Annotated in this window: 25 protein-coding genes and 1 pseudogene; 6 read left to right on the forward strand and 20 right to left on the reverse strand. The window is 59.2% G+C overall.

Translation table 11 applies throughout. From position 1 onward, the window contains the following. The 5 genes and pseudogenes from FHC52_RS10750 to arnF form a co-directional block, all read left to right on the forward strand. The coding region (locus FHC52_RS10750) for an IS1 family transposase (RefSeq protein ID WP_000641146.1) at positions 1-100 on the forward strand (100 nt) is incomplete at its 5' end. Positions 101-109: 9 nt separating this feature from the next. Next, positions 110-307, forward strand: a pseudogene (locus tag FHC52_RS10755) (4-deoxy-4-formamido-L-arabinose-phosphoundecaprenol deformylase); the annotation flags it as partial. Further along, positions 304-1,959 carry a lipid IV(A) 4-amino-4-deoxy-L-arabinosyltransferase gene (gene arnT / locus FHC52_RS10760; protein ID WP_126288612.1) on the forward strand — a complete coding sequence of 552 codons (1,656 nt, stop codon included), beginning with the start codon at positions 304-306 and terminating at the stop codon, positions 1,957-1,959. The pseudogene FHC52_RS10755 and the gene arnT, both read left to right, overlap by 4 nt. Then, complete coding sequence (gene arnE / locus FHC52_RS10765; RefSeq protein ID WP_023294741.1) at positions 1,959-2,294, forward strand: 4-amino-4-deoxy-L-arabinose-phosphoundecaprenol flippase subunit ArnE; 336 nt, start codon at positions 1,959-1,961, stop codon at positions 2,292-2,294. Before arnT ends, arnE begins: the two co-directional genes overlap by 1 nt. Continuing rightward, entirely contained in the window at positions 2,291-2,671 is a 381-nt protein-coding gene (arnF, locus tag FHC52_RS10770) for a 4-amino-4-deoxy-L-arabinose-phosphoundecaprenol flippase subunit ArnF (RefSeq protein WP_032675597.1), read from the forward strand. The genes arnE and arnF overlap by 4 nt, the downstream gene beginning before the upstream one ends. Here arnF and acpT read toward each other — a convergent pair. The 20 genes from acpT to FHC52_RS10870 all read right to left on the reverse strand — a co-directional run bounded on the left by acpT (position 2,628) and on the right by FHC52_RS10870 (position 19,714). Then, the gene (acpT, locus tag FHC52_RS10775) at positions 2,628-3,236 is read right to left on the reverse strand and encodes a 4'-phosphopantetheinyl transferase AcpT (protein ID WP_021242167.1); all 609 of its coding nucleotides are present in this window, start codon (positions 3,234-3,236) and stop codon (positions 2,628-2,630) included. The two genes, arnF and acpT, sit on opposite strands and share 44 nt — an antisense overlap. A gap of 2 nt (positions 3,237-3,238) precedes the next feature. After that, the gene (locus tag FHC52_RS10780; protein WP_039024272.1) at positions 3,239-4,468 is read right to left on the reverse strand and encodes a beta-ketoacyl-ACP synthase; all 1,230 of its coding nucleotides are present in this window, start codon (positions 4,466-4,468) and stop codon (positions 3,239-3,241) included. Then, on the reverse strand, positions 4,465-5,196 hold the full coding sequence (locus tag FHC52_RS10785; RefSeq protein WP_126288614.1) for a 3-ketoacyl-ACP reductase FabG2: 732 nt from the start codon (positions 5,194-5,196) through the stop codon (positions 4,465-4,467). The genes FHC52_RS10780 and FHC52_RS10785 overlap by 4 nt, the downstream gene beginning before the upstream one ends. Next, positions 5,193-5,666 carry a 3-hydroxy-fatty acyl-ACP dehydratase gene (locus tag FHC52_RS10790; protein ID WP_008503092.1) on the reverse strand — a complete coding sequence of 158 codons (474 nt, stop codon included), beginning with the start codon at positions 5,664-5,666 and terminating at the stop codon, positions 5,193-5,195. Before FHC52_RS10790 ends, FHC52_RS10785 begins: the two co-directional genes overlap by 4 nt. Then, a complete protein-coding gene (locus FHC52_RS10795) occupies positions 5,663-6,832 on the reverse strand; it encodes a beta-ketoacyl-[acyl-carrier-protein] synthase family protein (RefSeq protein WP_032667186.1) in 1,170 nt (389 codons plus the stop codon). Before FHC52_RS10795 ends, FHC52_RS10790 begins: the two co-directional genes overlap by 4 nt. A 1-nt stretch (position 6,833) precedes the next feature. Next, entirely contained in the window at positions 6,834-7,412 is a 579-nt protein-coding gene (locus FHC52_RS10800) for a DUF3261 domain-containing protein (RefSeq protein WP_008503090.1), read from the reverse strand. Beyond that, positions 7,409-9,733 carry an MMPL family transporter gene (locus tag FHC52_RS10805; RefSeq protein ID WP_220420069.1) on the reverse strand — a complete coding sequence of 775 codons (2,325 nt, stop codon included), beginning with the start codon at positions 9,731-9,733 and terminating at the stop codon, positions 7,409-7,411. Before FHC52_RS10805 ends, FHC52_RS10800 begins: the two co-directional genes overlap by 4 nt. Next, positions 9,702-10,307 (reverse strand): outer membrane lipoprotein carrier protein LolA, encoded by a 606-nt coding sequence (locus tag FHC52_RS10810; RefSeq protein ID WP_045372068.1) that lies wholly within the window; start codon positions 10,305-10,307, stop codon positions 9,702-9,704. The genes FHC52_RS10805 and FHC52_RS10810 overlap by 32 nt, the downstream gene beginning before the upstream one ends. Further along, positions 10,304-10,726, reverse strand: a complete 423-nt coding sequence (locus tag FHC52_RS10815; protein WP_008503087.1) for a thioesterase family protein — start codon at positions 10,724-10,726, stop codon at positions 10,304-10,306. Before FHC52_RS10815 ends, FHC52_RS10810 begins: the two co-directional genes overlap by 4 nt. A gap of 3 nt (positions 10,727-10,729) precedes the next feature. After that, positions 10,730-12,421 (reverse strand): glycosyltransferase, encoded by a 1,692-nt coding sequence (locus tag FHC52_RS10820; RefSeq protein WP_069598852.1) that lies wholly within the window; start codon positions 12,419-12,421, stop codon positions 10,730-10,732. Next, on the reverse strand, positions 12,412-12,765 hold the full coding sequence (locus tag FHC52_RS10825; RefSeq protein ID WP_008503085.1) for a hydroxymyristoyl-ACP dehydratase: 354 nt from the start codon (positions 12,763-12,765) through the stop codon (positions 12,412-12,414). Before FHC52_RS10825 ends, FHC52_RS10820 begins: the two co-directional genes overlap by 10 nt. Then, on the reverse strand, positions 12,752-14,113 hold the full coding sequence (locus tag FHC52_RS10830; protein ID WP_039267163.1) for an acyl-CoA synthetase: 1,362 nt from the start codon (positions 14,111-14,113) through the stop codon (positions 12,752-12,754). The genes FHC52_RS10825 and FHC52_RS10830 overlap by 14 nt, the downstream gene beginning before the upstream one ends. Then, the gene (locus FHC52_RS10835) at positions 14,106-14,645 is read right to left on the reverse strand and encodes a hypothetical protein (protein ID WP_023294735.1); all 540 of its coding nucleotides are present in this window, start codon (positions 14,643-14,645) and stop codon (positions 14,106-14,108) included. The genes FHC52_RS10830 and FHC52_RS10835 overlap by 8 nt, the downstream gene beginning before the upstream one ends. 54 nt (positions 14,646-14,699) lie before the next feature. Then, the gene (locus FHC52_RS10840; RefSeq protein WP_008503082.1) at positions 14,700-14,951 is read right to left on the reverse strand and encodes an acyl carrier protein; all 252 of its coding nucleotides are present in this window, start codon (positions 14,949-14,951) and stop codon (positions 14,700-14,702) included. 12 nt (positions 14,952-14,963) lie between these two features. Beyond that, on the reverse strand, positions 14,964-15,221 hold the full coding sequence (locus tag FHC52_RS10845) for a phosphopantetheine-binding protein (protein WP_008503081.1): 258 nt from the start codon (positions 15,219-15,221) through the stop codon (positions 14,964-14,966). After that, the gene (locus FHC52_RS10850) at positions 15,202-16,017 is read right to left on the reverse strand and encodes a 1-acyl-sn-glycerol-3-phosphate acyltransferase (protein WP_008503080.1); all 816 of its coding nucleotides are present in this window, start codon (positions 16,015-16,017) and stop codon (positions 15,202-15,204) included. Before FHC52_RS10850 ends, FHC52_RS10845 begins: the two co-directional genes overlap by 20 nt. Beyond that, positions 16,014-16,736 carry a beta-ketoacyl synthase chain length factor gene (locus FHC52_RS10855; protein ID WP_023326242.1) on the reverse strand — a complete coding sequence of 241 codons (723 nt, stop codon included), beginning with the start codon at positions 16,734-16,736 and terminating at the stop codon, positions 16,014-16,016. The genes FHC52_RS10850 and FHC52_RS10855 overlap by 4 nt, the downstream gene beginning before the upstream one ends. 68 nt (positions 16,737-16,804) lie before the next feature. Continuing rightward, positions 16,805-17,869, reverse strand: coding sequence for a class I SAM-dependent methyltransferase (locus FHC52_RS10860; RefSeq protein WP_008503077.1), 1,065 nt, complete (start codon positions 17,867-17,869; stop codon positions 16,805-16,807). 69 nt (positions 17,870-17,938) lie between these two features. Further along, complete coding sequence (locus tag FHC52_RS10865; protein ID WP_008503076.1) at positions 17,939-18,328, reverse strand: hypothetical protein; 390 nt, start codon at positions 18,326-18,328, stop codon at positions 17,939-17,941. 336 nt (positions 18,329-18,664) lie between these two features. After that, positions 18,665-19,714, reverse strand: coding sequence for an AI-2E family transporter (locus tag FHC52_RS10870; RefSeq protein ID WP_220420070.1), 1,050 nt, complete (start codon positions 19,712-19,714; stop codon positions 18,665-18,667). A 145-nt stretch (positions 19,715-19,859) separates the two neighbouring features. Between FHC52_RS10870 and FHC52_RS10875 the strand changes: the two genes are divergently transcribed. Next, positions 19,860-21,077 (forward strand): MFS transporter, encoded by a 1,218-nt coding sequence (locus tag FHC52_RS10875; protein WP_023345043.1) that lies wholly within the window; start codon positions 19,860-19,862, stop codon positions 21,075-21,077. Positions 21,078-21,081 lie beyond the last annotated feature (4 nt).

Below are 21,081 nucleotides of genomic sequence, written 5' to 3' on the forward strand. Positions count from 1 at the left end.
TCTGGCAAGGCTGGGCAGGAAGTCACTGTCGTTCTCAAAATCGGTGGAGCTGCATGACAAAGTCATCGGGCATTATCTGAACATAAAACACTATCAGTAAGTTGGAGTCATTACCGGGATTGCGTATCAGCATGATTTCGACGAACTGCTGACGATGGCCGCTCAGGAAGGCATTGCGTTTTGCCCGTTAAGCGAGCTGCTGCCAGACGACCTCAGCACCCTGCCCGTGGGCAAAGTGGTCCGTAATGAACTGGCTGGCCGGGAAGGCTGGCTTGGCTATCAACAAACCGTGAGTCCGGTCCAATGAAAACAGCCCGTTATGGCTTAGCGCTTCTCGCACTGTTTATCGTTTACTACCTCATCCCGGTTGATATCCGCCTGCTTTGGCAGCCTGATGAAACGCGCTATGCGGAAATCAGCCGCGAAATGCTGGCCTCCGGAGACTGGGTTGTCCCGCATTTTTTGGGGCTGCGTTACTTTGAAAAGCCGATTGCCGGCTACTGGATCAACAGCATCGGGCAGATGCTGTTCGGGCACACGAACCTCGCCGTGCGCGCCGGGTCTATCTTCTCCACCGGTTTAGCGGCGCTGCTAGTCATCTGGATGGCCTGGCGTCTCTGGCGGGATAAGCGGACAGCCATTTTCTCCGGCCTGATCTTCCTGACCCTGTTCCTGGTGTATGGCATCGGCACGTATGCGGTGCTGGATCCCATCATCACCCTGTGGCTGGTGGCGGCGATGTGCAGCTTCTGGCTGGCGTCACAGGCCCAAACCGTTGCCGGAAAAGCGGGCGGCTATGTGCTGCTTGGGCTGGCCTGCGGGATGGGGGTGATGACCAAAGGCTTCCTGGCGCTGGCGGTACCGGTGATTGGCGTGCTGCCGTGGGTGATCGCCCAGAAGCGCTGGAAAGAGGTGCTGATTTTTGGCTGGCTCGCGATCCTGAGCTGCGTGCTGATTGTTCTGCCATGGGGGCTGGCGATTGCGCAGCGTGAGCCTGACTTCTGGCGTTACTTCTTCTGGGTTGAGCATATTCAGCGTTTCGCCCAGAGCGATGCGCAGCACAAAGCCCCGTTCTGGTACTACGTGCCGTTCCTGATCGCGGGTAGCCTGCCGTGGCTGGCGCTGCTGCCCGGCGCGTTTCGTCTCGGATGGAATGACAGACAAAACGCGGGCGGCGGGTTCTATCTGCTGGGTTGGGTGGTGATGCCGCTGCTGTTCTTCAGCATCGCCAAAGGCAAGCTGCCAACCTATATCCTGCCGTGCTTTGCCCCGCTGGCGATCCTGATGGCGCGCTATGCCTGCCTCGCGGCGGAGAAGGGCGCCAGAGCGTTACGCATTAACGGCGGGATCAACCTGGCGTTTGGCGTTATCGGCATGGTGGCGGCGCTGGTGGTCTCTCCGTGGGGGTTCGCTAAGCATCCGGTCTGGTCCTCGGTTGAACTGTATAAAGTGTTCTGCGCGGTGGTCGCGTTCCTCATCTGGGCCGCGGTCGGCTGGTTTACGTTCAGGCAGAGTCAGCAGCGCTGGTGGCTTGCGGCGCTCTGCCCTGCGGGCCTGGCGCTGCTGATCGGTTTTGCCATTCCTAACCTGGTGGTGGATTCCAAACAGCCGCAGTCGCTGGTCGACACCGTGCGCGAGCCGCTTCAGGACAGCCGATTTGTCTTGGCCAATAACGTGGGCCTGGCCGCTGGCCTGGCGTGGGAGCTGAAGCGCAATGACATCACGCTGTTTGGTCAGAGCGGCGAACTGCGCTACGGGCTGGATTATCCTGATGTGAAAGATCGTTTTGTCGGTAAAGATGACTTCGCGCAGTGGCTGGCTGAGCACCGTCAGCAGGGACGCGTATCGCTGGTGATTCTGCTGTCAAAACGCGATGATCTTTCGCGGGCGAATCTGCCAGAACCGGACAGCCTGTATATCCAGGGCCGTCTGGCCTACCTGCAGTATCTGCCGAAGTGATGACCTGGATCTGGCTGATACTGGCAAGCCTGCTCAGCTGTGCAGGACAGCTGTGCCAGAAACAGGCTACCCGTCCGGCGAAAGCCGGGCGGCGTGGCGTGCATATCGCGCTGTGGCTTGGCCTGGCTCTGCTGGCGCTGGGCAGCGGGATGCTGGTCTGGCTGGTGGTGCTGCAGCGCCTGCCTGTCGGCATTGCCTACCCTATGCTGAGCCTCAATTTTGTCTGGGTGACGCTGGCGGCGAAGGTATTCTGGCGTGAAAACGTCGCCTTGCATCACTGGCTGGGGGTGGGGTTGATCATCATTGGGATTGTTATCCTGGGAGGGAGCCTGTGAAAGGGGCGTTCTGGGCCTTATGCAGCGTGCTGTTAGTCAGCGCCGCGCAGCTGCTGCTGCGCGAGGCCATGCAGGCTCTGCCTCCGGTCAGCGAGATTCTGACGTTTATTTCCGCGCTGTGGCACGTCTCGTCCGGCACGGGCGCGCTGCTGCTGGGGTTGATGGGGTATGTGGCTTCTATGGGCTGCTGGTACCTGGCGCTGCATCGCATGGCCCTCAGCAAAGCGTATGCCTTGCTGAGTCTTAGCTATATCCTGGTGTGGGGCGCCGCGATCCTGCTGCCGGGCTGGGGAGAAAGCTTCTCCTGGCACGGGCTGGTCGGCGTCGTGTTTATTATGTTGGGTGTACTGGTGATTTTCCTGCCCCGACGTGGATAATCGACTCGGTGGTCAGGGTGTAAGGGGTCGACGTACAAACGGCCAGGCTGAGTGAGCCGATCTGCACCTGGCTGACCGAGTGCGACGGCGCCGTGCTGTCAATGCTGACAATCTGCCAGGCGCTACCGCCACGCTGTTTGATGATCGCCTCTTTTCGCGTCCAGATACGCCAGAAGGCGGCAAGCCGTTCCTCTGGCGCTTCGCGCTCAAGCTCATCATGCTCCGTCATGCTGAAGACGGCATTCGCTAACGCCTGCCAGTTCTTCCTGGGGCGAATCACTTCGATATCACAGCCGACTTCGCCTTCATCGCTCATCAGCAAGGCGATATCGTCACCGCTGTGGCTCAGGTTGAACCACAGCGGATGGCCCTCCGCAAAGGCCGGTTTCCCCTGCTCGCCGTAAATAATGTCGGGGAGCGGATGAGGGGATAACGCTCTGGCGAGCAGCATCCTGCCAGCCAGCCATGAGGCATTGCGAGCACCCTGAGGTGCGCTGTCTGCGAACGTTGACGCCAGCGGGTCCGCGCAAAGGGTGGATATTTTTCCCAGTACAAACTGGTACATAGTTACGCCCAGCGTTTAATGATAATCGAGGTGTTGATGCCGCCAAACGCGAAGTTATTGCTCTGCAGATACTCGCAATCGATCTGGCGGGCTTCTCCCATAATATAATCTAAAGCACCACATTGCTCATCCGGTTGCCTTAAATTGAGTGTCGGGGCAAACCAGCCTTCACGCATCATCTGTAAACTCATCCATGCTTCCAGCGCGCCGCAGGCTCCGAGCGTGTGGCCAAAATAGCTCTTCAGCGATGAAATCGGCACGTTGTCACCATAGATAGCGGCAGTGGCCTGGCTTTCAGCAATATCACCGCGATCGGTGGCAGTACCGTGTGCGGAGATATACCCCATATCCAGGGCGCTCAATCCCGCCATGGCCAGCGACTGCTCCATACAAATCTGCATGGTTTCACGCTGAGGCTGGGTGATATGGGCCGCATCACAGTTAGTGGCAAAGCCCACGATTTCGCCGTAGATAGTGGCCCCGCGCGCTTTGGCATGCTCCAGCTCTTCGAGTATCAGGGTGCCCGCGCCTTCCCCAATCACCAGACCATCGCGCTGCGTATCAAATGGCGAAGGGGTGGTTTTGGGTTCATCGTTACGCTGGCTGGTGGCAAACAGCGTGTCAAACACCGCCGCTTCAGACGGACACAGCTCCTCAGCGCCCCCCGCAACCATAACGGTCTGATAGCCGTGGCGAATCGCCTCCCAGGCGTAGCCAATTGCCTGGCTGCCGGACGTACAGGCGCTTGAGGTCGGGATGACGCGGCCACGTAATCCGAAGAACAGTCCGGTATTCACCGCGGTGGTGTGCGGCATCATCTGCACGTAGGTTGTGCCGGTGATGTTATTGGTGTGCTTTTCGGTGAGCATAGTGGCGAATTCGCTGACGGGCCCGGTACTGCCTGTGGATGAGCCATACGCGATACCCGTTTGCCCATTGGTGAGCACCGTCTCGCCAATCAGCCCCGCCTGCTCCAGTGCCAGCTCCGTGGCGCGGGTCGACATCAACGACACGCGGCCCATGGCGCGGATCCGTTTGCGGGTATAATGTTCCGGCAGCGTGAAGTCATCAATCGGCGCGCCCAGCAGGGTGTGCAGGCCATCATAGACCTGCCACTCCGGCATTTTACGCACCGCGTTTTCATACGCCAGCAGCCTGCTGGACACGGATTGCCAGTTTTCGCCAAAGGCGGTCACGCCGCCCATGCCCGTAATCACCACGCGACGCGTCATAGCATTCCTCCGTTAATGGAAATGACCTGGCGGGTGACGTAACCCGCAATATCTGACATCAGATAGCTTGCCAGCCCGGCGACCTCCTCAGCCTGGCCCATGCGTTTCATTGGAATGATGGACATCGCTTCTTTCAGCGCGGCCTCTTCCATTTCAATCATTCCGGTATCAATCAGCCCCGGCGCAATGCAGTTCACGGTGATTTTGCGTTTTGCCAGCTCAATCGCCAGCGCTTTGGTGGCACCGATAATGCCCGCTTTTGCCGCGCTGTAGTTCACCTGCCCGCGGTTACCCATCACGCCGGACACGGACGATAGGGTGATAATGCGTCCCCCTTTACGGGTGCCAATCATCGGCATAATGCAGGGGTGAATGACGTTATAAAAACTGTCGAGATTGGTGTGGATCACGCTGTCCCAGTCGTCTTCACTCAATGCCGGAAAGGCGCCATCGCGGGTGATACCCGCGTTGCTGACCACGCCATACCATGCGCCATGGGCTTCAATGTCCTGTTCCAGCACCTCGCGGCACTGTTCGCGGTTGCCCACATCAAACGAGAGTAAACGGCCGTTGCCGCCCGCCTGCGTGATGGCGTCCAGCGTCTCCTGCGCGCCTGCGGCATCACGATGGTAATGCACGCCTAAGGTAAACCCGTCGGCGGCAAGCTGTCGGGCGATGGCGCGCCCTATGCCTTTGCTGGCCCCGGTGACCAGTACGGAACGACTCATGCGTTAGATCCCTGATTAAAAAGCGAGGTTAATTCTTCTGCGCTTGGCTGGAAGGTGTTGACCCGGCCCGTGGCCAGCGTCTCTTCATTAGCGGAAATTGCGCATTCAAAACTGCCGAAGCGTTCGTCCTGCATCAGCAGCTTAACGGTGATGTCCAGCGTCAAGCCTGCGGCGAAACGCCCGCTGGCGCAGATCAGTTCACGCGCGCCGAGCACCATGCCCAGCGCAATATGCTCCTGCCCCTGCTGCTGGCGATGCCAGCCGGACCAGACGCCGACGGTCTGCGCCATCAGCTCGAGCGCGTACCAGCCCGGCAGGTCGCCATCGGCATTCAGAAAGGGTGCCAGCACGCTTTGTCTGTCTATCGCGACGCGGCATACCGCCATGTCGTCCGTCACATTCTCAACGGACTCCAGCAACATCATGGGCGCATCGTGCGGCAAATAGGCTTCGGGTGATAAGTAGCTCATGACGCTCTCCCCAGCAGAATGCTGGCGTTGTTGCCGCCAAACGCGAACGAGTTAGACAGAATGACCGGCTTTGTCAGCGCGGTGCGCTGGTGCAGCAGACCGCACGGCGCCAGCGTGTCGTCCGGTGCGTAGCGGGCGAAGTCCTGCGGCGGTAAGGGAAGATCGCGCGTCAGAATCAGCCAGCTCAGGGCCGCTTCGGTGATACCGGCAGCGCCCAGCGTATGGCCGGTAAGGTGTTTAGTAGAGCTACAGGGCACGCTTTCCCCAAAGAGATCGTGTATCACCTGCGATTCAATCTGATCGTTAAGCGGCGTGGCCGTGCCGTGCAGGTTGATGTAGCCGATATCTCCGGGCTGCATACCCGCTTCGTTGAGCGCCTGCGTGATGGCCCTGATCGCCCCTTCGCCCTGCGGATGCGGAGCGGAAATATGGTACGCATCGCTGGATTCACCCGTCCCGAGCAGCGCCACGTCCGCGGGCTCACGGCTAAGCACCATCAGCGCGGCGGCTTCACCGATGGTGATCCCCCGACGGTCGCGACCAAAAGGCTCGCAGAGCGTAGGGGAGAAGGATTCAAGGCTGTTAAACCCGTTGACGGGCATCCGGCTCAGGGTATCTGCTCCGCCAACAATCGCGATGTCCACCAGCCCGGCTTCAATCAGACGTTTGCCGCCAATCATCGCCCGCGCGCTGGAAGAGCAGGCTGTCGAGATCGTATAGGCCGGGCCTTCGAGCTGAAGCCAGTTGGCGAGGAAGCGGGACGGATCGCCGAGCTCCTGCTGCGGGTACTGCCAGTGCGTGCTCGCTTCGCCATGGGTCATGCGCTGCACGTGCTCATCGCCTTCATCCAGCCCAGAGGTGCTGGTCCCCAGCACCACGGCCACCCGATCGCGGCCGACGCGGGCGATAGCCTCGTCGACGGTCGACTGAATCTGCGCCAGCGCGGCCAGCAGAAGCTGGTTGTTGCGGGTGCGGTGTGCGGACAGCGTTTCCGGGATGGGCGGCAGTTCGCCTTCCACACCGCCCAGCACGGCGTCGGGTGAACCCTGTAACCAGCCGGTTCGGGCATGCATACCCGGCGCTGCGCCCGTCACCAGGTTAGCAGCGATTTCATCATGCGAGTTGCCCAGCGCGTTGACCATGCCAACAGCGGAAATATAAATCATCTCAGTCACCCAGATATTGAATGGTGATGTGGTATTTAAAAACGTGTTGCTCGATGCTGATCGGCTCGCGCTTGCCTTTACGCTGCAGGTAGACAATCTCCGTCACCAGCTTGCCGCTGGCGTTACGCAGTTCGCGCCGATCGCCCGTGTCAGTCAGCGTCCAGCCCTTCGGCAACTGCGGCTGCCAGGCGCTAATCGGCCAGTGGCTGAGCATCACGTCGGCCAGCACCTGGCTGGCGGGCGGCAACTGCGGCACAACGATCGACTGCTCGGTATGAATACCGGTCTCATCGTACGTCGCCAGGAACAGACGAATGCCCACGGAAGAGAGCCCGGCCAGCGTCACTTTATGCGCATCCGCGTTGAGCATCACCAGCAGGGACTGCGTTTGCCCGTTAAAGCTGCCGGTCAGCAGCTGCTGGGAGCTTACCGCCGGGCTAATGCCGGGCGGCGGGAGCGTAACGCGGGTTCCCGGCTGGAGCCAGGCCTGGGGACGCGTCTCTTGGGTATCGGTCGAATGGCTGCAGCCTGCCAGCAGCAGCGCCGCGGTTAGCGCGACGGCGCGGTAAAAAGCGTTCATTTACGTTTTCTCTCTTTCTTATCCGGCATCGCCAGCGGCGCCAGCAGGAAGGCGGTAAAAATACCGCTCACCAGCACGATACCAAAGCTGCTGATGGCCTGCGTGGCGCTGAAGACGAGCATGCCCAGCGTCAGCAGCGTGGTCATCATCGCCAGCGTAATCGCCAGCATCGAGGTCAGCGGCGTGCCGCGCGGGTTGCTGAAAAACAGCGTGTAGTTAATGCCAATGCCGAGCACCAGCACCAGCGCCAGCAGTGAAAACAGGTTTACCGGGTGGCCCGTTGCGGCCAGTACCGCCAGCCCGCAGCTCAGCGACAGCACGGACGGCACCAGGCTTATCAGTCCCTTACGCCAGCCGAGGCGCACCATCGCCCCGCAGGCAATCACCGCCAGCGCGGCAAACAGGAGCCCCGTCAGCAGCGTGCGGTAGAGGGCAAACAGGGTGTCAAAACTGGCTTTGCGATCGACCCAGACGACACCGTCATGGCGCGCGGCCAGCTCGCCGAGGGCCGCGCTGTTTTTTGCGTCGTCCACCGGCACGAGCACGCCGCTTTGACCGTCGGGCAGGGTCAGCCAGAGCAGACGCCAGCCTTCGCTGGCCGGGCTTTTAAGCCACGCGTCCACGCTGACCGGCATGGCGTCCAGATTCGGGGAGACGGCGTTGAGCCCTGCGCTTTTCAGCACGTTCGTTACCGCAGGCGCGGCGTTTTGCAGCAGCGTAAGATCGCTTTTCTGGCGGGCCAGCGAGTTCAGCGGCAGGGTGCGCCAGCGGGTAATTTCTCCCGCTTTCTGCGCCTCTGCCAGCGCCGGGGTAAAGGCTTCCAGCCGCTCCAGCGTTTGCTGAGGCGAAGCGCCATGAACCTCAAACCATTTCTGATCCACGCTCTGTCCGGTCAGGGCGGTAATGGCCTTCTCCTGCGTCAGAATATCTTTCGGCAACGCCTGCAGCTGGGCGATGTCGTCGTCCACCTTCAGCGTGCTTATTCCCACGGCGGAGAGCAGCGCCAGCGCGACGGGAAGACCAATTGACAGTTTTTTACTGCGTCGCCAGGCGGCCAGCCAGCGCAGCATCAGGACCATAAAGGGAACCGGGCGCACCGGTAACCCGCGGCACAACCACGGATGCCAGAAAATCACCGTCAGGCAGGAGGCGCTCAGCCCCACGGCAGCGAACACCGCCATCTGGCGGATCCCGGGGAAGGGGGCCAGCATCATAATCAGGTAGGCGGCGACGGTCGTCAGCAGCGCCAGCAGCAGCGCATTGCGAACTTTGGCCAGGCTTTGCCAGGGAGAATGCTCCGCGCCGTGTACCATCCGTTCGGTCAGGTAGTAAAGCGTGTAGTCTGCCGAAATTCCGATGATGCTCATGCTCATCACCAGCGTCATCAGGTGCAGCTCGCCAAAGAGCAGCAGCGTCACCACCGTCCCCGCCAGCGCGCCGATGGCAATGGAGAGCACGCTCAGCAGCAGCGGGCGCAGAGAGCGGAACACCGCCACGATGAGCAGGAACACGCCAAGCAGGGTGGCGATACCCAGCGTCGAAACATCACGTTTGGCCTGCTGGCTGGCGTAATCGCTGTAGAACACGGTCCCGCGGGAAAGCAGCTGTGCCTGAGGGTAGTGGGCTTTCAGCGTCTCCTGCAGCGCGTTAAGCGTCGTCACGAGCCGGTGGGTCTGCTGCATATCAAATGATGAGCCCGCCAGCTCGCCGTGGAGCAGATACCAGTAGTTTCCCGCCTCATCTTTTGCGACCAGCCAGCCGTCCATCAGCCGCAGCTTCTGGCCGTTTTGCGCCAGAGCGAGCTGCGAGCCGCGCATCAGCATCAGGGGATCGTTTTGCAGCTCTTTACCGCTGACGCCGGAAAAGGCCGAGTAGAGCTGAGATAAAATCCACTGCGCCTGCGCTTCTCCGCCGTTTTGCAGGCGGGCGCGGGTGGCGGGGTCAATCAGGCCATTTCGGTGCTGCCAGAAGAACTCTCCCCAGGCCTTTTGCCCGGCGGCGTCCATCGGGCCTTTGACCTCGCTGAGCGAATCAGTGCTTTGCAGCAGCGCCAGCCACTGCTGTGCCACGCGCGGATCCGGCTCTTTGCCGGGGCTGACCAGCCAGACCAGCTGGCGGTCGAGACGCTGCATAAACCCGTCGTTGAGCGCCGGCGGGATTGCCCCCAGCGTCTGCTTCGGCAGCATGGCCAGCACGCTGCTGTTCAGTCGCGCGCCGGGCAGCAGCGACAGCAACACGCCCAGCAGAATCAGGCATAACGTGGCCCACAGCAGCGCCGGGCGCAGGGATTTACGGTGCGGCAAAGCGTTGGCGTTCGTCATCGGTCAGGCTGGCGGGCGTCAGTTGGTGGTGAGAAAGGGCGATATCGGTACGGTCGCCCTGTTTGTCGTTGAGGCGAATCGTTTCCAGATAGGTCGCGCCGCCCAGATCGAGGGTGGCGAAAATCTTGTCCAGCGGCGTCGTTTTTGGCGTAAGCACCAGCGACCAGCGGCCCGCTCCCAGGTCTTTAAAATCGATGCGGAAGTTCTCTTCCAGCACCTTGCGGTCCGCCTGGAACAGGGCGCGCAGAAGATGGTTGAACTGGAACATCTGCGGATTATTGTCGGCAGTGATGGTTTGCGGCGGCTGGCCGTTAATCGCCTGCACCATCCGCTTGTCGTCCAGCAGGAGCGTCATCGGAAACGGCGCTTTTTGATCCCACAGCAGGCCGCTGTCGCGGGCGATCAGCATCTCGCCCTGCGAGCGCAGCGGCTGCGGCATATCTTTTATCGTGCGAACCTGTTCGAAATGCGCGCGCACCACGGGCTGCTCGGTGAAGCGCTGCTGCAGCTCATCCAGCGTCACGGCGCTGACCAGCGGGCTGACGATCAGCGCCAGTAAAGGCAACCATTTCATGGTGTTACTCCCATACGTTCAAACAGTATTGCCGGGCTCACAAAGCACATTTCGCGGGTCGCTTCTTCCACCGCCACCTGAATGGTGTAACCGGTGGTCGTGCGTTTGCCGGTCTGCGCATCGAAAATTTGATAGGCAATGCGCAGGCGGTTTTCATACTCTTCAATGTGCGCGCGGACGCGAATACGCTGCTCAAAGGTCACCGCATCGCGGTATTTCACCCGGGTGTCGACGACGGGCCAGACGTAGCCGGAGGCCTTCATCTGGCGATAGCCATAATCAAACTGATTGAGCAGCGCCTCGCGGGCGATCTCAAAGTAGCGGAAATAGTTACCGTGCCAGACCACGCCCATCATATCGACGTCGTGGAACGGAACGGTGATCTCGACTTCAGTCGTAAAGCGGGGATCGGTTAGCACCCTTTACTCCTTCTCACTGGACTCTGGCAGATGCCAGAAATCGAAAAAATTAAACCAGTCGAGCGGCGACATGAGGGCGTAATGTTCCAGCCGCTGCGCATAGCGATCGACGGTATCTTGCAGTGCCTGCTGGCGTTCACCGCGCGGCAGGCGCAGCGGGTCGGCAAACGGCTCGCAGTGCAGGACGAGCTTACCCTGCTGGCGCAGGGCGAAAATCAGCACCACCGGGCAGCGCAGGATGGAGGCCAGGATAAACGGCCCCTGTGGGAACGGTGCAGGCTGGCCCATGAATCGGCTCCAGATCACGCGCCATTCGCCGCCGCGCTGCGGATTCACCGCGATGCGATCCCCCACAATCGCGACCCATTCACCGCGCTCAAGCTTCTCTTTGATGGCAATGGCGGTGTCCGGGCCGATGTCGGTGACCGACATCAAATTCACGCCAGCTTCGGGCGCCATTTCGCTCATGATTTGCTTAAAGCGCTGGGCGTTCTCGCTGAAAACCAGGGCGTTGATGATTTTACTGCCTTCCAGCTGAGCCAGGGCCCGGCAGGCCTCTACGTCGCCAAGGTGCGAGGCCAGCAGCAGTTTGCCCTGTGGAGCCGCGATGTTTAACGCTTCGCTCGCGCCGGGGGCAAAGACAATATCGCGATGAAGCTTCAGCTCGCCGCGCCAGCTGGCGACTTTATCCAGCATCGCGTTGCCGAAGCGCATGAAATGGAAAAAGCTGTTAAGCCGTGAGGGAACAGGCATGCTCCGCTGACGCAGTTCTTGCTTCACTCTCGCCATCCACTGCCGCGAGGCCTGCCGCGCCGGACGCGCGATAAGCCAGTACACGCCGATAACCGGCCACAACAGCACGGTAAAGGCCCGCCGACCCAGTAGTTCCCAGACGCGCAGCATCAGGCGCATCCCCCACAGACCCTTGACCTCGTCCTGCTGCGCCCAGTGCTGGCGGCGTCGACGGAAAAGCAGGCCGGGCATGCGGGGCAGCATGCCGAAGAAGAGCCGGGTATGCATCAGGGAGATCCGCACGTTATCTTTTAGCGCGTCGAAGTGGGACAAACCGTCCTGCGGATAGGTCACGCGCGTGGGCAGAAAGACGCTGGTGTTGCCCTGCCAGTAGAGACGAACCATCACTTCGGTGTCAAAGTCCATCCGCTTGCCGAGCGGTTCGCGCGCTGCCAGCCGCAGCGTGGGTGAAACCGGATAGACCCGAAAGCCGCACATGCTGTCTTTAAGCTGCAGCGATAAGGTTTCAATCCACACCCAAACGTGGGTGATCCAGCGCCCGTAAAGTCGGGAGCGCGGAATAGAGTCATCGTAAATGGGCTGGCCGGAAATCAGCGCGTCCGGGTGGCGCTCCGCCAGCGCCAGCAGTTTGGGGATATCTTCAATGGCGTGTTGACCGTCCGCATCCACCTGCACGGCGTGGGTGTAACCCGTCCGCGCGCACTCCTCCAGCCCTCTGATGACCGCGGCACCTTTTCCGGCGTTTTGCGCCAGACGAACCAGCGTCATCTGCGGCTGCTCCGCCGCCAGGCGCTCAAGCTCCTGACGGGTTACTGCGTCGCTGCCGTCATCCACCACCAGGCACGGCAGGCCGAACGGCGCGAGACGTGACAGCACGCTGGCAATCATCGCGCCGTGGTTGTAGCACGGGATCAGCACGCAGGGACGAAAGATTACTGACATAGACGAATTTTCCCGCTGCTGGCGGTGTGGCGCTCAGCCCCGGCATGGCGTTGATAGCTGAAGGTCAGCATCTGACGTTCGGCATGCCACTCAAGCATCAGCGTCACCGTGGTTTCCGGCAGCAGTGGTGCCTGAAACTTCACGTTTTGAATGCTGTGAAAGCGATAGCCCGGTGCCAGTAACGTCGTGGCGTAGTGCATCACCCAGTCAAGCTGCGCAACGCCGGGCAGCAGCGGTTGTACGGCGAAATGGCCCTGAAACCAGAACAGCGTTGCGTCGAGATGCAAAACGATCTCCAGCTTCTCCGGCTGTGTCTGGTGGCGCTCAATTTCATGAATTTTCATGAAATAACTCCTCTAACTGCGCATAGACACGCTTGTTCATACTGTTTACCGGCATTTCATCAACGATGCGCCAGTAGCGCGGCACCGCGACGGGTTCAAGCCACGGCAGCAGGGCGCGACGCCAGGCGAACTCCTGCGCTTTTTTATCCTGCACATACCCGCGCTGACGGGCCGTTTCATCCAGAACCAGCAGGGCGCCAATCCCCTGACGACCCCCGCGCGTGACCGGCAGGGCGGCCGCTTCGCAAATACCGTCGAGCTCCAGCAGGCGGCGTTCGATCTCGTTAAGCGAGATGCGTTTTTCTTCAATTTTGACCACTCGCCCGCGGCGACCGGCGATGCTGAAAAGCCCCTCGCTGTCGAAGTGCAGGATATCGTCGAGCTGGAGCCCTTCTGGCTCATGGATCAGTGGCGACGTAACGCGACAGGCGTCATCTTCCTGATGGAAGATCACGCCGGGGAACGGTAGCCAGGGCACGTTATCCTCCTGACGATGGCGCCAGGCGAGGATCCCGGTTTCGGTACTGCCATAAATTTCATCCGGCCAAAGGTTAAGCCAGCCGGAGGTGGTCGAGACGTCACGCCAGGGCAGCATTCCACCTGCTGAAATCAGCATCCTGACGGGCGGCGCGGCAAGCTCGGTATCCAGGCGCTTCAGGAACGCCGGGCTGCTGATGAACAGGTATTGCCTGTCAGGAGGCAGGGCGGCCAGTTGTTCTGCGTAATAGAGCATCGCGGCATGCAGCGGCAGGCCCAGCGCCATCGGCAAGACGATACGGAATGTCAGGCCATACAGATGTTGCGGTACGACCGAGGCCACAATGCTGCATCCGGCCAGACGCTCACCAAAGCGGTTAGCCAGCAGGCGGGCTTCGCGATCCAGACTGACGATGTGCTTAACCACCCGGCGCGGGGTGCCCGTGGAGCCTGAGGTGAACAGTTCAACGAAGCGGTTTTCGTCAATGATCGGCAGAGGCACCCAGTGGCTGGCTGTCTGGTGGCTGGAGGCCACCACAATCTGTTTCCCATGAAAACCAAGAGTCCGATCGCTCAGAACGCCGCTAAACAAAGATTGCTGTTCTTCAAGCTGCGAGACGCGGCTATGGCCGGGAATGACCGGTGTTTTACCGGCGTGCAGCGAGGCCAGCAGCGCAACAATAAACAGGTAGCTGTTTTCAAAGCACAGCGCCCAGCGCTCGCCTTCCTGCTGACGCAGGGTCTCGACCAGTAAGGTTACGTCGTGGCGCAACTGGCCCAGCGTCCAGGTACGATCGTCAAGCCAGGCAACAGGCGTGTCGTCAGGGCGCGGCGCATTTAACCACTGGCCCAGCGGAAGGGGGTTAGTCATTGTGCATCTCTTTTTTTATCACCCGCTGGCGCACCAGCCACTCTGCTGCCATCAGCATCCCCATCAGGATGTAAGCCACCATACCGTTCCATAGCGTCCACAGATGCATGTCGCCGTGGAGGACGGTAAACAGCGCCATCGTGCCGTTGCCGACGAAAAAACCGCACCAGACGAGGGTCACCTTACGGGTATAGCGCACGCCCTCCGGGGGCAAGTTTGGCTCGCGCAAGCGCGCCAGTCGTTCGACAAGCGGCATCGCTGTCCACAGCGAACCGCCAAACACGGCCAGCATGACAAGGTTGACGACCACCGGGTAGAGCAGCAGCCACTGGTGGGCTTTCAGCAGGTAGCTTGCCGTGCAGAGGGCGATCCCCGCCAGCGCCACGCACTGCACCACATACCGCATCGGGCTTGTGTTCCGCTGCGCCTGACGCAGCCGCAGCAGTAACACCAGAGCCATCACGGGTAATAGCCACTGCAGGCTGTTATGCGCCAGCCCAAATCCAATCAGGAAGGGCCACGCCAGCAGCATCAACCCCGTCAGAAGTGGGATGATCGGGAATGTCCGTCCGCCGCGCACGACGTCTTACTCTTCGCGCAGAAGCTGTTCGACGGCGTCTACCACATCCTGAACGGTACGAACCGATTTGAAGGTTTCCGGCTTGATTTTCTTGCCCGTTTTCTTCTGCAGATGAACAATCATGTCCACCGCATCAATGCTGTCCAGCTCCAGGTCTTCGTAAAGACGGGCTTCAGGGGTAATATCCTGCGGGTCGATTTCAAACAGTCGGGTCAGAAGGCCACAGACTTCCTGATAAATGGTTTCTTGTTCGGTCATCGTGATCACATCTCAGGCGCGTTGAGCGTTGATAAAGGACGCCAGCGTGGCGACGGAAAAGAAGTGCTGGCGCATCTCTTCGCTTTCAGCAGAAAGCACCACGCCATACTGGTTTTTCACGGCCAGACCCAGTTCCAGCGCGTCGATAGAGTCGAGACCCAGCCCATCGCCAAACAGCGCGGCATCGGTATCAATATCCTCTGCGGTAAGCTCGTCCAGATTCAGCGTGGTGATAATGAGATTCTTAATTTCAAGATAAAGCGCTTGCATCATTAATTCCTGACAAAGATTGAAGGCCTGATGTTAATCGATGCTGTAGATGCCGGTTTAACTGCCTTGCCGCCAGCGCCGGTTCTTGTTCATTTGCATCGTAAAATTCGTCGATGTTCACGCGGTCGCGGACATCCACGGTGAAGACAGGTTTTTCTGGCGGCACATCATACCAGCGACTTTTTTTATCCAGCAGATGTTCGCTACAGTGGATCAGCACCACCCGCAGATCGCTGTTACAGCGCACGGCGATATTTGCTGCGCCGCGCTGGAGGGAAATAGCTTCGCCAGACCGGGTACGTGTGCCTTCCGGGAAGATTAACAGCGTGTCGCCCTGAGCCAGACGCTGCTGGCTTGCAGCTAGCAGAGGCTCGGCTTCGCTGTTAATCAGGTAATCCGCCGCGCGGATGACGCCGCTGACAAACGGATTGCGCAGCAGCGCGCTTTTCACCAGACAGTCGGTTTCTGGCATCACCGATGCCAGAATCACGTAGTCAATTAACGTGGGGTGGTTAGCCACCACCAGACAACCCCGATCGTTGCGCAGGGCGTCAAGATTGTGAATGCGATAGTCCAGTACCCCGAGGCCACGGGCAACGGTCAGGAAGAAGCGGAAGCTGGCCGCAATGCTGCGCCGCGCAAGGCGACGGCGGTTGGTGCGGTCGCGCTGGACGATCAGCAGCAGGTTGAACCATACCAGTGACAGCAGCAGCCCGCCCACGCCAAACAGCACGAAGCAGAATCCGGTCATCACCAGACGCCATAACCAGTTAATTCGGGCAGTCAGGCGGTTCATGCGCGCGTCCATTGCCACAGCAAACGTTCGCCGGGTACCACAAACTGGCGTGCCTCGCTGAGATAGCGTTGCAGGAACATCAGGCTTTGCGGAAGGGCGGGTTCATCCCCCGTGCTGCCGCTGCGGGTTTCACACTGCAATTCCTTGCCGGATTCAATCACCAGCGCCAGCGCGTAGGGCCAGGTGGGCATCTGGTGCGGTAACGCCGGGTGGTAAAATTCCGGCAGTGCGCCGTCAAAATCGACCAGCAAGACGCGGGAGTAGCCCGCCTGCAGCAGGCTCAGGACTTCACATAATGCCTGCTGGAAGGTGTCCAGCCCGGCAGAAATGGATGACGAGACGATTGCCTGGCGTGCGGTAATCGTGAGATTGCCCACCGCCGAATTGTGCACGGACATGGCGAAGTCGGTAGGCGATACGGATTGCCCCGTCGCCAGAGCATGCAGAATACGGTAGTTGCGCTCCAGCTCGCCGTGGCGGCTGGAATAGACGACGGCATCAATGGCGTGGTGTTGCAGCATAGCGAGACCAATGTCCACCGCCAGCTTACTGCCTGAATTGAGGCGGCGCGCGGTCATCATGGGTAAAGCGGTCAGCCGGGGAAGCGGGGCCGCTGGATCGACGGGCAGCTGCAGGCGTGACCACGCCTGCCACTCTGTGGCATCGCTGAGTCCTGGGGCTCTCGCCTGCCAGTCGATAATGTTCAGTGAAAATTTCATCTACGCGCGTCCGCGAAAAAAAACCGTATTCAAAGGGCAGACCTGGCCACCCGGGCAGCTAAGCTGCTCTATTGTTCACGTTTGGTGCAAATCAGCAGGGTATGACCGACCCCAAGGTTATCCAGACGCTGTTCAACGCTGAAACCTGCGCTCTCCAGGTAACGATAAAACGCCTCTACGCTGTAAAACCGGCTATTGCCATTCGCCATACAGGTGAAATAGAGCGAGGTGGCATTCAGGCTGAAAGAGGCCGCTTCAAACTTCTGGGCATCCCAAAAAAGCTCCATGATGCACAAACGTGCGCCTGGCTTCATGACCTGTGCGACGCGCGTCAGCATGGCGACAATCTGATCCGGAGAGAAACAATCCAGAAACTGGCTCATCCACCAGACGTCGGCCTCACCCGGCAAGGCTGCTGGGCTAAGCATATCGACAGCATGGAATCCAATACGATGAGAAAAACCTGCTTTTGCGATGTTTTCCTGCGCCAGCGCTATCTGCTGCGGCAGGTCGAGGATCGTCACGGCAACATTTTCGTCATAGCGGCAGCAGCGTAACGCCCATTTACCCGTATTTCCGCCCACATCGTACAATTTTGTCGGCGAGCTTGCGAATATATATGGCAAAGCGGCGTCAAACGCGGCGTCGGAATAGTAATGATCAAAGGCGAACCAGCTCTCTTTCGCCTGAGCCGGTAATTGGGATAATGCCGGATAGATGGTTGGCCAGTTGCCAAACACCGCTAATCCCGCAGGTTTTTCTTCCTTCAGGGCGTCCGCCAGGTGAAATAGTCCTTTGTAACAAACGTCCTGAGTGAAATCCATATTTACGCGGGTCATTTCATCGTGCAGTAAAAAGTGGCCCACTTTCGCCAGAAAATAACGTCCATGCTGTTGGGTAACGATCCGCCCGCTTAATCCCATATCCAGCAGTACGCTGACGCCATAGCTGCCGAGCGTGCTGTGTTCGGTTATTTCCTCGAGGCTGGCACCCTCTTTACCTTGTTTATCGAGCCAGGCGAGAATGCCTGAGTTACGCAGACAAAGCGCGGTCTGAAATAACATCGGAGCAAAAGCGATGCGTTGCGCTTCGGTAATGGCATCCAGTGCGCTGAGCGTATCCTTTTCGTACATTGCTGCGTAACCTTTCAGGGCAAGAAATAAGGGTTATCGGGCCATATGCGGCCCGACTTTAGAAAAATATTACAGTGCGGCGCCCGCGGAGAGGTTCAGCTGAATATCGTGGTCGAGGTTATTCACCCAACGGTTATAATTTTTGTGAATTTTACCGTCAGCCGCTTTCAGGTTCATACTGCTTTCGTAGTTAATGGAATAGCTTGTTGCGGAATAAGGAATACGAACGTCGACCGAGTGGTCGCGCGCCTGCAGACGACCTTTGATAACGCCCGGACCGGCTTCCGTCATGATCCAGTCACGTTTTTGTCCTGCTTTCAAAATCGCTGTTTTTACCTGGTCGGCGGTATGACCCGCGCTCACAGTAGAGTGAACCTGAGCGATTGGGGCAGTACGCGCACAGCCTGCCAGTGCGCCAACGAATACGGCGGCAGCACACCATTTAACGATCTTTTTCATCAACAACTCCATATCAATAATAACAATTAAAGGTAGTGGTTTTTACAAATAATATTCATCCGGCGTTTCTTTTGTGCCAGATGTTTTTTTAATCAATATTAAGGTTTGCATTACGTTGACGCGAAGGCGGGCATAATAACATGGAAAATAATTAACAATTTCATTTTTTTTAATTTGCGTTAAATCATGATTTGCGTTTCAACGTAATGCGACTGACGTAAACAAAAACAGAATTAATATTTCCTTAACGCAAATAAAAATACCGCGACAGGTTATGAACGCGGTAATTTAAGGCGGATTATTGGCGGTTTAAACCTACCTATAAAGGTAGGTCAGCTACCCGGGCAACCGGCTTTTCGGCCTTCCCGGCCCGAGCAAAATGGCCAGCTTGCTGCCGCCTTTGGTGGTCTCCATCCAGATCTTACACACGCTGGTCAGGGGGACCGAGAGCAGCATACCGACCGGGCCCAGCAGCCATCCCCAAACCAGTAAAGATAAAAAGACGACCAGCGTCGACATGCCGAGCCGGTGCCCCATCATGCGTGGTTCGAGAATATTGCCCAGCACCATATGCACGACGAGAAATAACGCGCCGACCAGCATACATTCGTAGAAACCGTTAAACAGAAACGCCTGAATCATTGGCGGCACGGCGGAAAGCACCGCGCCAATGTTGGGCACGTAGTTCAGCAGAAACGCCAGCACGCCCCACATTAGCGCGAACTGCACGTTCATCAGCATCAGCCCCAGCCAGACGATGATCCCGGTCCAGACGCTCAGCAGCGTTTTCAGCGCCAGATATTTAGAGACGCCCTTCAGCGCCCGGTGTAAGCCAGCAATGTGAATTTGTGGGTTATTCAGTGCAAAGCGCAGCTTATACGGGACGTGGCGGACTTCAAACAGCATAAACACCACCGTCATGACCAGCAGCAGAATGCTGGCCATCGCGCCGGAAAGTCCCGTCATCAAGGTGGTGGCGTAGGTCATGACCTTCTCGGAGTCCATCCTGCGCAGCATCCGTTCGGGTGAGATATGCAGATTAAGGAGAGGCACCATCTCCTGGAGTGCGACGATCTTACGCGTCAGCTCTTTGTTGTACTGCGGCAGCATGGTGGAGAATTCACTCAGCGAGGCCGCCAGCACGCCGAAGAGCGCCGTCAGGGCAATCAGCATCACGATGACGACGATAGTGATGGCGACCGGGCGGCTAACGCCCCGGCGCAGAAACCAGGTGACCAGAGGATTAAGCACAATGGCAAAAAAGAGCGCCAGCAGGAGCTGAACTATGATGTCGGCGGCCGCATGGATACCCGCAAGGATAACCACCAGACAGGCGAGCTTTAATAAGATGTGGAGTCCTGCTTTGTCGGACGGGTTAGCGATCATGCGCGTTCCTTAATGTGATGACCCGGTAAGTGTAGTGCCCGGGCCTCGCTTCGTCTGGCACCGTTAATCTGAAAGTCGCTGCTGATTTTCTTATTGGGGCGTGGTAATAGTGAAACACTGTTGTAAAAAATCCAGGTAGAACCCCATGCCCGAACCTGCCGCTGAACCGGCACTGAGCGGACTGCGCCTCAATCTGCGCATCGTTTCCGTTGTGATTTTTAACTTTGCCAGCTATCTCACCATCGGCCTGCCGCTGGCGGTTCTGCCGGGCTATGTCCATGACGTCATGGGCTTCAGTGCCTTCTGGGCGGGGCTGGTGATTAGCCTGCAGTATTTCGCCACGCTCCTGAGCCGCCCGCATGCCGGGCGCTACGCGGACACGTTCGGTCCAAAAAGCATCGTGGTGGTGGGATTGTGCGGCTGCTTCCTCAGTGGCCTGAGCTATCTGCTGGCTGCCTCAGCCAGCCACTGGCCGCTGGTCAGCCTGGCGCTGCTCTGCCTGGGCCGCGTCATCCTCGGTATCGGGCAAAGCCTGGCGGGAACCGGCTCGACGCTCTGGGGCGTGGGGGTTGTCGGGACGCCACACATTGGTCGGGTGATCTCCTGGAACGGGATTGTCACCTACGGCGCGATGGCGCTCGGCGCGCCGCTCGGCGTGGCCTGCTATGCGTTTGGCGGGCTGTATGGCCTGGCCGTCACCATTATGGCGGTCGCGCTTGTGGCGATACTGTTTGCGCTGCCGCGCCCGACAGTGAAGGCCAGCAAGGGCAAACCGCTGCCGTTCCGGGCGGTGCTCGGGCGGGTCTGGCCATACGGGATGGCGCTGGCGCTGGCGACCACCGGCTTCGGGGTCATCGCCACCTTCATTACCCTGTTCTATGACGCCAAAGGTTGGGACGGCGCGGCCTTTGCGTTAACCCTGTTCAGCTGTGCGTTTGTTGGGGCGCGCCTGCTTTTCCCTAACGGCATCAACCGTCTGGGCGGGCTGAACGTGGCGACGATCTGCTTTGCGGTAGAGATTGTCGGGCTGCTGTTGACCGGCGTAGCCAGCGCGCCGTGGATGGCGAAAATGGGCGTATTTCTCGCGGGAGCCGGTTTTTCACTGGTCTTCCCGGCGCTGGGCGTGGTCGCGGTGAAAGCGGTGCCGCAGCAGAACCAGGGGGCGGCGCTGGCGACCTATACGGTGTTTATGGATATGTCGTTGGGCATTACCGGGCCGCTGGCAGGGCTGGTAATGGCCTGGGCGGGGGTACCGGTGATCTATCTTGCCGCGGCGGGTCTGGTCATGATGGCATTGCTGCTGACGTGGCGGCTAAAAAAATGGCCCCCGGTGCAGGCACCGGAGGCCACGTCATCATCGTGAAACG

This window comes from Enterobacter sp. EC_64 (assembly GCF_019584165.1).
GTDB lineage: Bacteria > Pseudomonadota > Gammaproteobacteria > Enterobacterales > Enterobacteriaceae > Enterobacter > Enterobacter roggenkampii.

Bases quoted from the DNA above. Each gene is read 5' to 3' on its own strand.
- FHC52_RS10810 (WP_045372068.1), bottom strand. From the start codon at position 10,307: ATGAAATGGTTGCCTTTACTGGCGCTGATCGTCAGCCCGCTGGTCAGC.
- FHC52_RS10795 (WP_032667186.1), bottom strand. From the start codon at position 6,832: ATGATTTATATTTCCGCTGTTGGCATGGTCAACGCGCTGGGCAACTCG.
- acpT (WP_021242167.1), bottom strand. From the start codon at position 3,236: ATGTACCAGTTTGTACTGGGAAAAATATCCACCCTTTGCGCGGACCCG.
- FHC52_RS10800 (WP_008503090.1), bottom strand. From the start codon at position 7,412: ATGAACGCTTTTTACCGCGCCGTCGCGCTAACCGCGGCGCTGCTGCTG.
- FHC52_RS10875 (WP_023345043.1), top strand. From the start codon at position 19,860: ATGCCCGAACCTGCCGCTGAACCGGCACTGAGCGGACTGCGCCTCAAT.
- FHC52_RS10850 (WP_008503080.1), bottom strand. From the start codon at position 16,017: ATGAACCGCCTGACTGCCCGAATTAACTGGTTATGGCGTCTGGTGATG.
- arnT (WP_126288612.1), top strand. From the start codon at position 304: ATGAAAACAGCCCGTTATGGCTTAGCGCTTCTCGCACTGTTTATCGTT.
- FHC52_RS10830 (WP_039267163.1), bottom strand. From the start codon at position 14,113: ATGACTAACCCCCTTCCGCTGGGCCAGTGGTTAAATGCGCCGCGCCCT.
- FHC52_RS10825 (WP_008503085.1), bottom strand. From the start codon at position 12,765: ATGAAAATTCATGAAATTGAGCGCCACCAGACACAGCCGGAGAAGCTG.
- FHC52_RS10845 (WP_008503081.1), bottom strand. From the start codon at position 15,221: ATGCAAGCGCTTTATCTTGAAATTAAGAATCTCATTATCACCACGCTG.
- FHC52_RS10870 (WP_220420070.1), bottom strand. From the start codon at position 19,714: ATGATCGCTAACCCGTCCGACAAAGCAGGACTCCACATCTTATTAAAG.
- FHC52_RS10780 (WP_039024272.1), bottom strand. From the start codon at position 4,468: ATGACGCGTCGCGTGGTGATTACGGGCATGGGCGGCGTGACCGCCTTT.
- FHC52_RS10820 (WP_069598852.1), bottom strand. From the start codon at position 12,421: ATGTCAGTAATCTTTCGTCCCTGCGTGCTGATCCCGTGCTACAACCAC.
- FHC52_RS10790 (WP_008503092.1), bottom strand. From the start codon at position 5,666: ATGAGCTACTTATCACCCGAAGCCTATTTGCCGCACGATGCGCCCATG.
- arnE (WP_023294741.1), top strand. From the start codon at position 1,959: ATGACCTGGATCTGGCTGATACTGGCAAGCCTGCTCAGCTGTGCAGGA.
- FHC52_RS10785 (WP_126288614.1), bottom strand. From the start codon at position 5,196: ATGAGTCGTTCCGTACTGGTCACCGGGGCCAGCAAAGGCATAGGGCGC.
- FHC52_RS10860 (WP_008503077.1), bottom strand. From the start codon at position 17,869: ATGTACGAAAAGGATACGCTCAGCGCACTGGATGCCATTACCGAAGCG.
- FHC52_RS10855 (WP_023326242.1), bottom strand. From the start codon at position 16,736: ATGAAATTTTCACTGAACATTATCGACTGGCAGGCGAGAGCCCCAGGA.
- FHC52_RS10840 (WP_008503082.1), bottom strand. From the start codon at position 14,951: ATGACCGAACAAGAAACCATTTATCAGGAAGTCTGTGGCCTTCTGACC.
- FHC52_RS10805 (WP_220420069.1), bottom strand. From the start codon at position 9,733: ATGACGAACGCCAACGCTTTGCCGCACCGTAAATCCCTGCGCCCGGCG.
- FHC52_RS10865 (WP_008503076.1), bottom strand. From the start codon at position 18,328: ATGAAAAAGATCGTTAAATGGTGTGCTGCCGCCGTATTCGTTGGCGCA.
- FHC52_RS10835 (WP_023294735.1), bottom strand. From the start codon at position 14,645: ATGCTGCTGGCGTGGCCCTTCCTGATTGGATTTGGGCTGGCGCATAAC.